Below are 12,668 nucleotides of genomic sequence, written 5' to 3' on the forward strand. Positions count from 1 at the left end.
CTAGGATCTCGCGCTTCTCGCGAGTCCGGCCGGGCGGCGCAACATACGTGCGGTTCATGCCTTTTCGGTCAGATCTGGCCGTCCTCCAGCATTTCGGTCACGAGGGCGGCGATCTGCGAGCGCTCGGACCTGGTGAGGGTGACGTGGGCGAACAGCGGGTGTCCCTTCAGCTTCTCGACGACGGCGACCACCCCGTCGTACCGGCCGACCCGGAGGTTGTCGCGCTGGGCGACGTCATGGGTGAGGACCACCCGTGAGTTCGCCCCGATCCTGGACAGGACCGTCAGCAGGACGTTCCGTTCCAGGGATTGGGCCTCGTCGACGATGACGAACGCGTCGTGCAGCGAGCGTCCCCGGATGTGGGTGAGCGGCAGGACCTCCAGCATGCCGCGTCCCAGTACCTCTTCGATGACTTCCTTGCCGGCGACGGCCGAGAGGGTGTCGAAGACGGCCTGCGCCCAGGGGGACATCTTCTCGGACTCGGAGCCGGGGAGGTAGCCGAGTTCCTGGCCGCCGACCGCGTACAGCGGCCGGAAGACCATCACCTTCTTGTGCTCCTGCCGCTCCAGTACGGCTTCCAGGCCCGCGCACAGGGCCAGTGCGGACTTTCCGGTGCCGGCCCGTCCGCCCAGGGAGACGATGCCGACCTCGGGGTCGAGCAGCAGGTCGAGCGCGATGCGCTGCTCGGCGCTGCGGCCGTGGATGCCGAACGCGCCCCTGTCGCCCCGTACGAGACGGACCTGTCCGTCCGGGGTGACCCGTGCCAGGGCCTTGCCGCGCTCCGAGGAGACGACCAGGCCGGTGTGGACGGGGAGGTCGGCGGCCTCGGGCACGTAGAGCCGTTCCTCGGTGAAGAGGAGGTCCACCTGGTCGGCTTCGAGGGTCAGTTCGGCCATTCCGGTCCAGCCGGAGTCGGTGATGGCCAGTTCTGCCCGGTACTCCTCGGCGAGCAGGCCCACCGAGGAGGCTTTGATGCGCAGAGGGAGGTCCTTGGAGACGACGGTGACGTCGAACCCCTCGGCCTGGAGGTTGCGTGCGACGGCGAGGATCCGTGAGTCGTTGTCCCCCAACCGGTAGCCGGCGGGAAGGACGCCGGGATCGGAGTGGTTGAGTTCGACGCGCAGCGAACCGCCGAGGTCCCCGATCGGGATCGGGGCGTCGAGACGGCCGAACCGGATGCGGTAGTCGTCCAGCATGCGCAGGGCCTGCCGGGCGAAGTAACCGAGTTCCGGGTGGTGCCGCTTGGCCTCCAGCTCGGTGATGACGACGATCGGGAGCACGACTTCGTGCTCTTCGAAGCGGGTCATCGAGCTGGGGTCGGCCAGCAGGACGCTGGTGTCGAGAACGTAGGTGCGCCTGTCGGGAAGGCGGCGCTTAGAGCTGTTCACCACGGAAGGACGTACCCCCTCGGACTGAGGTCGGGGTGCGACGACGTCGCGGGCGGAAGGGACCGGTTCCGGCCGCTCTGCGCGGGCCGGTGACCGGCCCTTGCCACCACTACCGCGTCATCTCTGGCGTGGTCGTCCTGGTGCAAAGGGCCTCCCGGGCGGGCGGCATCGAGCCGTCCGCTGAGATGCGGCGTCCGTGGACCGGACGCCGACCTGGAGGGGGTATTCCCTCGAACACGCGCGGCCATGCCTGGTCATGGCCAAGGCATATGACGTCTCTTCACGCATGTTCGGTACGCCGAAGGGGTACGGGCGGCGGTCAGGAACCGTAGCGGCGGTGCCTGGCCGCGTAGTCGCGCAGGGCGCGCAGGAAGTCGACCTTGCGGAAGGCGGGCCAGAACACTTCGCAGAAGTAGTACTCCGAATGGGCGCTCTGCCACAGCATGAAACCGGACAACCGCTGCTCACCGCTGGTGCGGATGACGAGATCCGGGTCGGGCTGGCCGCGGGTGTAGAGGTGTTCCGAGATGTGCTCGACGTCGACGATCTCGGCGAGTTCCTCGAAGGAGGTGCCCTTGTCGGCGTGTTCGAGGAGCAGCGAGCGGACGGCGTCGGCGATCTCCTGGCGACCGCCGTAGCCCACGGCGACGTTGACCAGTATTCCCTTGTTGTCCGCCGTCGACTGCTCGGCCTCCTTCAGTACACCCTGCGTTCGGGCGGGGAGGATGTCCATCGTGCCGACGTGGTGGACCCGCCAGCGGCCGTCGGCGGCGAGTGCCTTGACGGCGCCCTCGATGATGGAGAGCAACGGAGTGAGTTCGGCCTCGGGCCGGTCGAGGTTCTCGGTGGAGAGCATCCACAGGGTGACGACCTCGACGTCCGTCTCCGCGCACCAGCCGAGGAGTTCCTGGATCTTGCTCGCGCCGGCCTTGTGCCCCTGCTCGGTGGTGCCGCCGGCGGCCTTCGCCCATCGTCTGTTGCCGTCGAGGATGACGCCGATGTGCTTGGGCACCTGGGCGTGGTCGAGGCGGCCTTCCACGCGGCGTGCGTACAGCCGATACACCAGGTCGCGCAGGTTCACAGCGTTCCACCCTCTCGTCTTCCCGGGCGCCCGGACCTCTGGGGGTCGGCCGGCATGTGCTCCGGTGCTGTCTTCCGGGGGCCCGAGCGCGTCACATTACTGCGCGCGGGTCCCGGCGGCCCAACCCGGTCTGTCACAAGTACGTACGTGATAGGGAGGTGATCGTGACTGACGACTCTCTGCACTACCGCGCATCCGACGACCGCTACGACACGATGGAGTACCGGCGCTCCGGCCGCAGCGGTCTCAAGCTCCCGGCCGTCTCGCTGGGCCTGTGGCACAACTTCGGCGACGACCGCAGCCTCGACTCGCAGCGTGCCATCCTGCGCCGCGCCTTCGACCTGGGCGTGACCCACTTCGACCTGGCGAACAACTACGGCCCGCCGGCCGGCTCGGCGGAGTCGAACTTCGGCAAGGTCTTCGCGCAGGACTTCGCCCCGTACCGCGACGAGTTGCTCGTCTCGACGAAGGCGGGTTACGGGATGCACCCCGGCCCGTACGGCGAGTGGGGCTCCCGCAAGTACCTGCTGTCCTCACTGGACGCGTCGCTGAACCGCATGGGTCTGGACTACGTCGACATCTTCTACTCGCACCGCTTCGACCCGGACACTCCTCTTGAGGAGACCATGGGAGCGCTTGCATCGGCCGTCCAGCAGGGCAAGGCGCTGTACGTGGGCGTCTCGTCGTACAACAGCGAGCAGACGGCCGAGGCCGCACGGCTGCTCCGCGAGATGGGGGTGCGCCCGCTCATCCACCAGCCCTCGTACTCGATGATCAACCGCTGGACGGAGGACGACGGCCTGCTCGACACCCTGGAGGAGGCGGGCATGGGCTGCATCTCGTTCGTGCCGCTGGCGCAGGGGCTGCTGACGAACAAGTACCTGAAGGGCATTCCGGAGGGCTCTCGGGCCACCCAGGGCAAGTCGCTGGACCCGGATCTGCTGAGCGACGAGGTCCTGCGCCGTCTCAACGGCCTGAACGACATCGCCTCACGGCGCGGTCAGTCCCTCGCCCAGCTCGCGCTGTCGTGGGTGCTGCGGGACGAGCGGATGACGTCGGCGCTCATCGGGGCGTCCAGCGTGAAGCAGCTGGAGGAGAACGTGGCGGCGCTCGGGACTCCGGCTCTCACGGAGGCGGAGCTGAAGGAGATCGACTCCTTCGCCGTCTCCACGCCCGGCACGAACATCTGGGCCGACCGGGGCTGAGACAAAAAAACGGGCCGGTCCGTGGGGGGGATACGGACCGGCCCGAGGGGGGGTTTCCACCATAACCCTTCGTAAGTGATGCTGTGCACCAGGACGCCGAATAATTACTCTCCGGAGTTGCCGGTGTGCACCCCGCAAGGGGCGGAATCCCTTGGGGCAGCTGGCATCGGGGCACTTTTCGGCCTCGCGGGAGGGCCGTCGGACTTCCACCCGTCGGGGGTGTTGCGAACGTCGCGGGATTGACGTTTCTGCGCCTGCTCGGGGATTTCCGCTCCCTGCCCGCCGACTACGGCACCCGTGCCCGCCGGGCCCGGCACGCGTGCCCGGTGACGGCGGCACGCGTGCCCGGTGGCCCGCGGTTCCCCTGCCCGGTGACCGCGGCTGGCGCGTCCGCCGGCCCCGGTGCGCGTGCCCGGCGACCGCGGTACGCGTGCCGGACGGTCCGGGTGCGCGCCGGGCCGTTCCCGCGCCCGCCTCAGTAGCGCAGGGCCGCCGCGATCCCCTCGGCTTCGCCCAACGCTCCCTCCGGCACGAACGTCACGTCGCCGTCCGCCTCCAGCACCAGCTCGACCAGTGAGTCCACGATGTCGTCCTCGGCCCCTTCGGCCCCGGGGTCGGTCAGCGCCAGGGAGGCCCGTGGAGCCCCTTCGACCTCTTCCGGCCGCGCGGTGACCCGGAACGTCTCCTCCACCACCAGGTGCCCGATGCGTCCCTCCCGGGCCGTCTGCCAGCAGTCCTGGACGCCTGCGGAGTACCGGCGCCCGCTGCGCGCCGCGTCCAGAGCCTTCAGCGCCTCCTCGGCGTCGGCGGCGGCGAGCGCGGTCCGCGCGGGGGCGAGCTGTTCGACGAGTTCGGCCGGGGTGGTCTGGAGCAGCCCGCCCACCTCCAGGTCCGTCGCCAGCACCGCGCCGTGCCGGGACAGCTCGCGGAAGGTGGCGATGTGCTGCCGCAGCCCGACGAGCACCACGGGAAGCGCCGCTTCCTGGAGCAGCGGGGTCAGCTTGCGGTCGGCTTCGGCGAGCATGTTGCGGAAGTCCTGCTCGGCGGCGTGGTCGCCGTTCCTGGTGGGCGCGCCGTCACGTTCCGCCCCGGAGGAGACGACCGGGAATCCGGCCTCCTCGTGGTCGAGTTCGTGCAGTTCGTACCCGACGCCGTGCCACAGCCGCACTTCTCCGGTGCTGAGGATCAGCGCGAGGTACGGGATCTGCCGCGCGGAGGCGGCCACCAGGTTGCGGGTCAGGTACGAGTCGCCGATCACGATGCGCTCGGGCACCTCCGCGCCGACCAGGTACGTACGGGCCTCGTCGGCGGCGGCGAACAGTACGAGCCCCTCCAGGAAGTGCTCCGGATCCAGCTCGTCGACGGCCTCGGTCAGCTGCCGCACGACGGCGGTGGCCTGCTCGCGGCTCACCTTCGGATCGTCGGCCAGGCGCTTCTCGGCCTCTCCGAGGAGGTTGCGCAGCCGGATGTGGTCCTGCTGGTTCTCCGGCCGGTGGCGGTGGGTGGGGAGGGTGACGGAGACCGCCGGGTAGGGGCGGGGGCGGCGCAGTTCGGCGAGCAGGTCCGACTCGTCCTCGTCAGTCATGAACTCTCACTCCACTCGGTGGAACTCGGGGGCTCTCGGGATGGTCGTGGAAGAGGGGCGCGACAGCGGGTGCGGCGGGCTCGACGCGTACGGCGCACACGGCGCGTGTACGGCAGCCGAGGCCGCCCGCCGACGCCCCGGGGCCGACCCTCCTTCGCAATTTCTCACGAATGGCTGCGGTTCGCCCCCTCGCCGAGGCTATCGCCGTACGCGTTCCCCCGGGTTCTCCGCCGACTTTTCAGCCGGCCGCCGCGAGGCCCCCCAGCAGCAGTCCGGCCCACGCCCCGGCGAGCATGAACGGCCCGAACGGGATCGCCGTCCTGCGCCCGCCGCGCCGCATGAGGATGAGCCCGAGCCCGTACAGCGCCCCGAGGACGAAGCCGGCCATCGCCCCGACGAAGAGGACGGACCAGCCGTACCAGCCGAGCACCGTCCCGATGCCCAGCGCGAGCTTCACGTCGCCGAAGCCCATGCCGGCCGGATTGATGAGGAACAGGACGAAGTACGTCGCGCCGAGGCCCGCCCCTCCGAGCAGCGCGCCGAACCAGGACCCGTCGTCGCCCGGCAGCAGCTCGGCCAGCCCCAGTAAACCAGTCGCCGCGCCTGCCAGCGGCAGCGTCAGTACGTCCGGCAGCCGGTGTACGCGCCGGTCGACGACGGCGAGGAGCACCGCGAAGGGCACGAGCAGCAGCCACACGGCCAGCTCGGGGCGGGGGCCGGTGGCGAAGGCGAGGGCACCGCAGAGGACGCCCCCGAGCAGCACGAAGCGGAGGGTCTTCCCGTACGGGGGACGGTAGGGGGCGGCGGGCGGGCGGGGGCCCAGCGGGGCGTCGGACGGGAGGGAACCGTGCGAGGCGTGGGGCGGGACGGCACCGGGCGGGGCGGCGCGCGGGACGGAGCCAGGAAGGGCCCCGGGCGGGACGGAGCCGGGAGGGGCGGCGTCAGGCGCAACGAACCCGGTCCGGGGGCCGGGCGGGAGCGACCCATTCCGGATGCCGTGCGGGGCATCGGGCGGGACGGCGCCCGCCGGGACCTCGGGCGGGCCGACGGGCGGACGGGGGCCGGGTCGGCCGGTCGGCGGGAGGGGGCCGGGTGCGGCGTCGGGCGGGCGGGGGCCCTTCCGGTGGCCGGGCGGAACGGGGTCCGGCGACGTTCGCCCGCGCCCCGCCGCCACCCTCGTCGCCCCCGCGCAGTCCACGCAGCGCACGGTGCCCACCCAGCCTCCGGCGGGGCCGGTGAAGGGGTGCCCGGCCGGGCAGGCGGCGCGCCAGGGTTCGTCGGGTTCGACGGAGAGCCGGTGGGCGGCGCGCGGCACGAGGAGCCCCGCGGCGGCCCCCCAGAGGACGGCGGCCGAGGTCAGGGCGACGGTGACGGACACGCGTCAACCCTAGGCCGGAAGGCGGCGGCGGTCATGGGCCCGTGGACCCATGACCGCCTGCCCCGCGCCCACTTGGCCCCGCGTCCGTGCGCCCCTACGCTGCCGCCATGCGCCCGCCCGAAGTCCCGGCTCCCGGAATCCTGCGCGTAGGGGCCGACACGTCGCCCGTCCCCCTGGAGATCGCGGCCACTCGTCGCGCCCGCGCACGCGGCCTTCTCGGGCGTTCCGGCATCGACGGGGCGATGCTGCTGACTCCGGCGCACAGCATTCACACGTTCGGGATGAGCTTTCCGCTCGAAGTCGCCTATCTGGACCGCGACTTGCGCGTACTGGCGGTACGTACGATGCGCACGGGGCGGCTGGGCAGGCCGCGGTTGCGGGCGCGACACGTGCTGGAGGCGGAGGCGGGGGCGTTGACCCGGTGGGGTGTGCGGCCGGGGATGCGGGTGCGGATCGACCCCGTTCCGGGCGGCGTTGTCAGTGGCGGCTGCCAAGATGCGTCCATGACTGAGAACACAGCCGCCAAGCCGGCCGTCAAGGGCCCCGCCAGCTACTTCCCGTCCATCGAGGCGAAGTACGGCCGCCCCGTCACCGAGTGGCAGGACATGGTCCGCAGCTCGCCACTGACCAAGCACATGGACCTGGTCGCGTGGCTCAAGTCCGAGCACGGTGTGGGCCACGGGCACGCGAATGCCCTGGTGGCGCACACGTTGGCGGAGGACAGGGCCAAGTAGACCGGGTGCCCGAAGCGTCGACCGCCCTCAACCGCCCAGCTGCTTGCGCAACTTCCGTCGTTCCCAGGGGCCCGGGTGGCGTGCGGTCACGCCTGCCGCGCCGCCCGCGCCGACGAGCCGGATCAAGGGGGTGCCCGGGCGGCGTTCTCCCGTGACCTTGTTCCGCATGCCGCCCAGGCCCGGATCGACGCCGTCGCTGTCCACGGCCCAGCCCTCGGGGACGACGACGGTGACCCCGGCCATCTCTCCGTACACCTCGATCTCGACCTCGGCCAGCCGCACGCGGGTGCGGGTGAAGTCGAGCTTGACGCCGCCCATGCCGCCGCGCGCGACGATCTTCGGCGGGACGTTCCAGCCGCCGACCCGCGAGACGCCGTGGACGCCCCCCTTGAGGACCAGCGGGTCGGCCGCTGCCAGGGCGGCGCCCGGCGGCCCGTCCGGCACCAGGTCCTCGGTGAGCGGTCCGAGTTCGGCGACGGTCTTCGCGGTGAGGGCCGCTTCCAGCCGCTCGTCCAGTTCGTCGAGGTCGAGCCGGCCCTCGGCAGCCGCTTCCCTCAGCAGTTCGACCGTGGCGTCGCGGTCGGCGTCGGATGCGCGCAACGGACGGCGACGCGCGGGGGGATGAGCGGACTCGGCAGTCATGCGTCTGATGATACGAAGCCGTCGCACGGGGTGGCCGCCACCTGTGTAGGTTGCCCGTTGTACGCAAGTGAGGCAGAGATGAAGAGGTACGTGTGATGGGCTCCCGACGAATCTGGGTGGGCGCGGCGACGGCAGCCCTTCTGCTGACGGTTTCGGCATGCAGCGGCACATCCGCCGAGTCGGGCACGGAGGACGGCAAGAACGGCAGCCCGCTCCACTCGGAACAGCCCCACCTCCCCGACCCCGCCGCGTCGTTCAAGGACGCCAAGGCCCTCGCCGCCGTCCTGCTCCGCGGCGAGGACCTGCCCGCGGGCTGGACGGAGGACGCCGAGGGCGACAACGGGGGCATCACCGCACAGCCCGCCACCTGCGAGGGCCCGTGCGAGGGCCTGACCTTCGAGGGCGTCGGCAACTACACGGACGGCTCGGGTGCACTGGTCGGTACGAGCGTCAAGGCGTACGGCAGCAAGGACGCGGCGGTCACCGGGTACACCCGGCAGACCAAGCTCGCGGACGATGCCCGCCGGGAGGGCGGGCCTCCGGTCGGCAACGCGTACACCTACGTGAAGTCCGGCGAGGACGACAGCAACGCCCTGCGCGTCCTTCACTTCCGGGTCGGGACGACGGTGGTCGCGATCTCCCAGGAGTACCGGAGCAAGGACGCGGCGGGCCTGGAGCACTTCGCGGAGGACCAGGCCAAGCGCGTGGAGACGGCGCTGACGGGGGCCCAGTAGGCCCGCACCGTGCGCGGCGGCAACGGCACGGGTCCGGTGGCATCCCCGGCCGCCCTTGTGACACCCCCGCGTGACGCCCTTACGACCCCATTCGCGACGTCATGCGACACCCGTACGACCCAACTCGCGACGCCCGGGACTCCCATACGCCCCCACTTGCGACACTCTTACGCCCCCACTCGCGACGCCCCCACTCGCGACGCCCGCGCGACGCTCTCGCCCGCCCGTGCGACGCCCTCGCGACGCCCAAGAGTCCGCCCCGCCCCCGCTCCTCCCCCGCACCCAAATCCACTGGCCTTCCCCTTTCGCGCCCGCGAGGATCGCCGTATGCAGACCGTGCCTTTCCTGACGACCGACCGCCTCGTCCTCCGGCCCTTCACGGACACCGAGGCCGACCTCGACCACCTCGTCGCCCTCGACAACGACCCCGGCGTCATGCGCTTCATCAACGGCGGCGAGCCCGCCGCCCGCGAGACGCTCCGCGCCCGCTCCCTCCCCCGCCTGCTGCACACCCATCCCTGTACGGGTGAGCGCGGGTTCTGGGCGGCCGAGGAGCGGGCCTCGGGGACCTTCCTCGGCTGGTTCGAGTTCCGGCCGCTGACGGACGACGACGCCACCGTCGTGGAGCTGGGCTACCGGCTCAACAAGGCCTCGTGGGGCCGTGGTTACGCGACGGAGGGCTCTCGCGCGCTCATCGACAAGGGTTTCACGGACCTCGGCACGGAGCGGGTGACGGCCAACACCATGACCGTGAACACCGGCTCCCGGCGGGTGATGGAGAAGTCCGGCCTGAGCTTCCTGCGGCACTTCACCGGGGAGTGGCCGGATCCCATCGAGGGCTCGGAGCAGGGAGAGGTCGAGTACGAGCTGACCCGCGCGCAGTGGGAACAGCTCCGACAGCGCTGAGCGGGAAGGAGCCTCGGCCCGCCCCCACCCAGTAACCCGACCGACGGAAGAACTCCACGTCGGCCTGCCATGCGCGGCTTTGGCCGAGGACATTGCCCCGGCGGCTTGACCCTCACACCGTGTCAGACGGTCAGCTCGGAGACATCATGTTCACCATCGGAGACTTCGCCCGGCTCGGGCGCGTATCGGTCCGGATGCTGCGTCACTACGACGCGACCGGACTGCTGCACCCCGCCCGGGTCGACCCCATCACCGGCTACCGGCACTACACCGCCGCCCAGCTCGCCCGGCTCAATCGGGTCATCGCGCTGAAGGACCTCGGCTTCACCCTGTCGCAGGTCCGGGAGATCCTGGACGAGAAGGTCACCGTCGAGGAACTGCGCGCCATGCTGCGGCTGCGGCAGGCCGAGCTGGAGGCGGCGATGACCGCGGCGGCGGTCCGGCTGACGTCGGTCGAGGCGAGGCTCCGGTCGATCGAGAGCGAGGGGCACATGCCCACGAACGATGTCGTCGTGAAGAGCCTGCCGAGCATCCGGGTCGCCGAACTCAGCGGACTCGCCGCGGGGTTCCACCAGATCGCAGCAGTCGTCCAGCCGCTGTACGACGAGCTCTTCGCGGTCCTCGACGAAGCGGGCATCGCCCCGTCCGGCCCCGGCGTCACGTACTACGAGGACGCCCCCGAGGGCGGTCTCCTCGTGCACGCGTGCGTGCAGGTGGCGGTTCCCGTACGGGACGACGGCAGGTTGCGGGTCGTGGATCTGCCGCCCGTGGAGTCGGCGGCGACGATCGTGCACCGGGGGCCGATGGCTGACATCCTGACGCCGGTGCAGACCCTGGGCCGCTGGATCGACGCCCACGGCCACCGCTCCGCCGGCCACCCCCGCGAGATCAGCCTGGAGTGCCCGGCGGACCAGAACGACTGGGTGACGGAACTCCAGGCGCCGATCGCCCGCTCCTGACCGGACCGGGCGGGCCGGCAGAACGGGACGGGACCCCGCACGCGCACCAGTATGGGCACCGGCACGCGCACGGGCAGGCCGAAAGGTCTCGCACCAACTGCGCGCACCCCCGGCCGGTTTCGCTTTCCGCGCGAGCCCACGTGATAAGGCGCTGCCCCCAGGACCGGGCCCGGTCCTGGGGGCAGCTTCGTTCAGCGTCGGCCCGAGGCGCCGAGGTGCTTGATCTTCTCGAAGGGGTACGCCCCCACGATCACCACGACCAGCCCGTAGAGGGCGAAGACCGCGAGGCCCCAGGTGGAGACCGACTTGCCGCCGTCGCTCAGGATGACGCTCCCGATCGGTACCAGAGGAGCGAAACTGAGCGCCGCGGCCCCGGTGCACCAGAACGCCACCAGGCTGTTCGCCCGCTTCCGCAGGGCGGGATCGGACTTCACCTCGGCGGGGACCTCGTACCCGTCGGACCTGTCGCAGACGGTTCCCCGGTACCCCACGCGCGCCGCCAGTGTGCTGACGACGCCCAGCAGGAGGAAGCAGCCGAAAATGAACATGTAGGCCATGCTTACCTCATGAGCTCGTCGTGCCTGGCGATGCTACCGGACGTACTTGATGATGAAGGCGATCACCATGTTGATGGCCTTGTCCTTCACCCAGCCGGGCAGGAACTTCCAGACGACGCCGCCGATTTCACCGGCGAGGCAGCCGATGATGGCGTTTCGGACGTAGGCCTTCTTGCCGGACGCCTTGCCCGCAGCGATGTCACTGAGGACCTGGGTCGGGATGCTCGCCAGAGCACCTCGCGCGCACCAGGCGGCTGCGCCGATGGCGACGGCGGCGATCGGGAACGCGCGGGCCTGGATGCCGCCCGACGGGTTCTGGCTCATCCCCTTCTGGATTTCGGCGAGGGCCTCCGGGCCCATCCCGTTCTCGATGAACCGGCGCTGCTCGGCGGTGAGCGCCGGCGTCTGCACGTCGGAGGCTACTGCCGCCGTGCTGGTGTCCCCCCGGGTGGCGTGGTCGGCAGCCATGGCGTTGGGAGCCACGGTGACGAGCATGGCGGCGCTGGTGACAGCGGCGATTCCGGCCAGCGATATACGGCGTGTGGTGGTCTTGCGCACGTGAGTTTTCCCCTGTTGTTCGCTACCTCGCCCCCGGGTCAGGGAGGCGAGTTCGTGGTCCGCCCTCCTGGTCGGGGAGGGCGATGACACCACGGACCCTCACATCCCGGAGCGGGGGTGGAGAAGAGTGATCACGTGTGAAAGAGATCACGTGCACCGACTGAACCTGCACCTTGCGGCGGCCGTGCCTTCTGAGGGAAGAATTCTCGTGGGCGGTGGCCCTGACGGCCCATCTTCCTCAGTTGGGGGTGTTCAGCGGTAGTCGTCCGGGTGTCCCTGCATCCACGTGTTGATCTTGTCGCGGGTGCCGATCAGCGAGGTCTTGTGCTTCGTGAGGTTCGCGGTCCCGCGGTCGCCGCCGAGCTTCGCGTCGAGCGCCTTGAGCCAGGCGAGGGGTTCGGAGAAGTGACCCGGCCCCTTGGGGTCGGCCTTCATCGAGGCTTCCAGGCCCACGAGTTCCTCGTTGACGCGCCCGAGGAAGTACGCGCAGCCGCCCGGCGCCTCGCACGAGTCGTTGAGCGTCGCCTGGAGGCCGGCGAAGGCGTCCCGTACCAGCTCGGGTCCGGGCGTCCCCGTGCCCTCGCCCCCTGCGCCGGGCGCGGCCCCCTCAGCGGTCGCCGTGTCGCCTGCGGCACTCGGGGCCTCGGACGGGGAACCGGCGGTGGACGGCGCTGCCGTGGCCGCGTCGGCCGGGGGCGCTGCGGTCGTCGGCCCTCCCGGCGAGGAAGTGGGTCCGCAGGACACGGTGAGCGCGGCAAGGGCCACGCCGAGGACGGCGGCGCGACGGACAGAGGCTATGAACATGTTTTCCCCCGGAATCAGTGATCCAGGTGATCCTAGTCAGCCCCCGCCCCCGCCCGAGCGTCGGACCTCGGCCTCTGCGGCGCGCCGCTCCCGGGCGAGCGCGTCACCGTCTGCTCCGCCCGTCACGAGTCGCGGTC

Annotated in this window: 13 protein-coding genes and 1 pseudogene; 6 read left to right on the forward strand and 8 right to left on the reverse strand. The window is 71.0% G+C overall.

Annotated features, from left to right (window positions below; all coding sequences use genetic code 11):
• Positions 1-68 precede the first annotated feature (68 nt).
• Together ACQPZG_RS12735 and ACQPZG_RS12740 are read right to left on the reverse strand one after the other, a co-directional pair.
• On the reverse strand, positions 69-1,391 hold the full coding sequence (locus tag ACQPZG_RS12735) for a PhoH family protein (RefSeq protein ID WP_433545919.1): 1,323 nt from the start codon (positions 1,389-1,391) through the stop codon (positions 69-71).
• 316 nt (positions 1,392-1,707) lie between these two features.
• Complete coding sequence (locus tag ACQPZG_RS12740) at positions 1,708-2,469, reverse strand: isoprenyl transferase (RefSeq protein WP_185028504.1); 762 nt, start codon at positions 2,467-2,469, stop codon at positions 1,708-1,710.
• Between the two features lie 164 nt (positions 2,470-2,633).
• Here ACQPZG_RS12740 and mgrA point away from each other — a divergent pair, with 164 nt between their 5' ends.
• On the forward strand, positions 2,634-3,674 hold the full coding sequence (gene mgrA / locus ACQPZG_RS12745) for an L-glyceraldehyde 3-phosphate reductase (protein ID WP_433545920.1): 1,041 nt from the start codon (positions 2,634-2,636) through the stop codon (positions 3,672-3,674).
• 475 nt (positions 3,675-4,149) lie between these two features.
• Here the strand turns inward: mgrA and ACQPZG_RS12750 are convergent, their stop codons facing one another.
• Complete coding sequence (locus ACQPZG_RS12750) at positions 4,150-5,259, reverse strand: chemotaxis protein (protein ID WP_433545921.1); 1,110 nt, start codon at positions 5,257-5,259, stop codon at positions 4,150-4,152.
• Between the two features lie 238 nt (positions 5,260-5,497).
• Positions 5,498-6,637, reverse strand: coding sequence for a prepilin peptidase (locus ACQPZG_RS12755; RefSeq protein WP_433545922.1), 1,140 nt, complete (start codon positions 6,635-6,637; stop codon positions 5,498-5,500).
• A gap of 107 nt (positions 6,638-6,744) precedes the next feature.
• Between ACQPZG_RS12755 and ACQPZG_RS12760 the strand changes: the two are divergent.
• Positions 6,745-7,104, forward strand: a pseudogene (locus ACQPZG_RS12760) (DUF192 domain-containing protein); the annotation flags it as partial.
• A 36-nt stretch (positions 7,105-7,140) separates the two neighbouring features.
• On the forward strand, positions 7,141-7,371 hold the full coding sequence (locus ACQPZG_RS12765) for a DUF4287 domain-containing protein (protein ID WP_433549376.1): 231 nt from the start codon (positions 7,141-7,143) through the stop codon (positions 7,369-7,371).
• A 27-nt stretch (positions 7,372-7,398) separates the two neighbouring features.
• Here ACQPZG_RS12765 and ACQPZG_RS12770 read toward each other — a convergent pair whose 3' ends face one another.
• Positions 7,399-8,013 (reverse strand): DUF1707 SHOCT-like domain-containing protein, encoded by a 615-nt coding sequence (locus ACQPZG_RS12770; RefSeq protein WP_433545923.1) that lies wholly within the window; start codon positions 8,011-8,013, stop codon positions 7,399-7,401.
• Between the two features lie 95 nt (positions 8,014-8,108).
• Here ACQPZG_RS12770 and ACQPZG_RS12775 point away from each other — a divergent pair, with 95 nt between their 5' ends.
• The 3 genes from ACQPZG_RS12775 to ACQPZG_RS12785 all read left to right on the forward strand — a co-directional run bounded on the left by ACQPZG_RS12775 (position 8,109) and on the right by ACQPZG_RS12785 (position 10,612).
• Positions 8,109-8,747, forward strand: a complete 639-nt coding sequence (locus tag ACQPZG_RS12775; RefSeq protein WP_433545924.1) for a hypothetical protein — start codon at positions 8,109-8,111, stop codon at positions 8,745-8,747.
• A 327-nt stretch (positions 8,748-9,074) separates the two neighbouring features.
• Entirely contained in the window at positions 9,075-9,653 is a 579-nt protein-coding gene (locus ACQPZG_RS12780; RefSeq protein ID WP_433545925.1) for a GNAT family N-acetyltransferase, read from the forward strand.
• 146 nt (positions 9,654-9,799) lie between these two features.
• A complete protein-coding gene (locus ACQPZG_RS12785) occupies positions 9,800-10,612 on the forward strand; it encodes a MerR family transcriptional regulator (protein ID WP_433549377.1) in 813 nt (270 codons plus the stop codon).
• Positions 10,613-10,803: 191 nt separating this feature from the next.
• On the opposite strand, the gene ACQPZG_RS12790 is transcribed toward ACQPZG_RS12785, so the two are convergent.
• The 3 genes from ACQPZG_RS12790 to ACQPZG_RS12800 all read right to left on the reverse strand — a co-directional run bounded on the left by ACQPZG_RS12790 (position 10,804) and on the right by ACQPZG_RS12800 (position 12,531).
• Complete coding sequence (locus tag ACQPZG_RS12790) at positions 10,804-11,169, reverse strand: hypothetical protein (RefSeq protein WP_433545926.1); 366 nt, start codon at positions 11,167-11,169, stop codon at positions 10,804-10,806.
• Positions 11,170-11,202: 33 nt separating this feature from the next.
• Positions 11,203-11,727, reverse strand: coding sequence for a hypothetical protein (locus ACQPZG_RS12795; RefSeq protein WP_433545927.1), 525 nt, complete (start codon positions 11,725-11,727; stop codon positions 11,203-11,205).
• A gap of 252 nt (positions 11,728-11,979) precedes the next feature.
• Positions 11,980-12,531 (reverse strand): hypothetical protein, encoded by a 552-nt coding sequence (locus ACQPZG_RS12800; RefSeq protein WP_433545928.1) that lies wholly within the window; start codon positions 12,529-12,531, stop codon positions 11,980-11,982.
• Positions 12,532-12,668 lie beyond the last annotated feature (137 nt).

Source organism: Streptomyces sp. CA-294286 (assembly GCF_050947155.1).
In the GTDB taxonomy this organism is placed as follows: Bacteria; Actinomycetota; Actinomycetes; order Streptomycetales; family Streptomycetaceae; genus Streptomyces.

Bases quoted from the DNA above. Each gene is read 5' to 3' on its own strand.
- ACQPZG_RS12750 (WP_433545921.1), bottom strand. From the start codon at position 5,259: ATGACTGACGAGGACGAGTCGGACCTGCTCGCCGAACTGCGCCGCCCC.
- ACQPZG_RS12765 (WP_433549376.1), top strand. From the start codon at position 7,141: ATGACTGAGAACACAGCCGCCAAGCCGGCCGTCAAGGGCCCCGCCAGC.
- ACQPZG_RS12770 (WP_433545923.1), bottom strand. From the start codon at position 8,013: ATGACTGCCGAGTCCGCTCATCCCCCCGCGCGTCGCCGTCCGTTGCGC.
- ACQPZG_RS12775 (WP_433545924.1), top strand. From the start codon at position 8,109: ATGGGCTCCCGACGAATCTGGGTGGGCGCGGCGACGGCAGCCCTTCTG.
- ACQPZG_RS12780 (WP_433545925.1), top strand. From the start codon at position 9,075: ATGCAGACCGTGCCTTTCCTGACGACCGACCGCCTCGTCCTCCGGCCC.
- ACQPZG_RS12785 (WP_433549377.1), top strand. From the start codon at position 9,800: ATGTTCACCATCGGAGACTTCGCCCGGCTCGGGCGCGTATCGGTCCGG.
- ACQPZG_RS12790 (WP_433545926.1), bottom strand. From the start codon at position 11,169: ATGGCCTACATGTTCATTTTCGGCTGCTTCCTCCTGCTGGGCGTCGTC.
- ACQPZG_RS12800 (WP_433545928.1), bottom strand. From the start codon at position 12,531: ATGTTCATAGCCTCTGTCCGTCGCGCCGCCGTCCTCGGCGTGGCCCTT.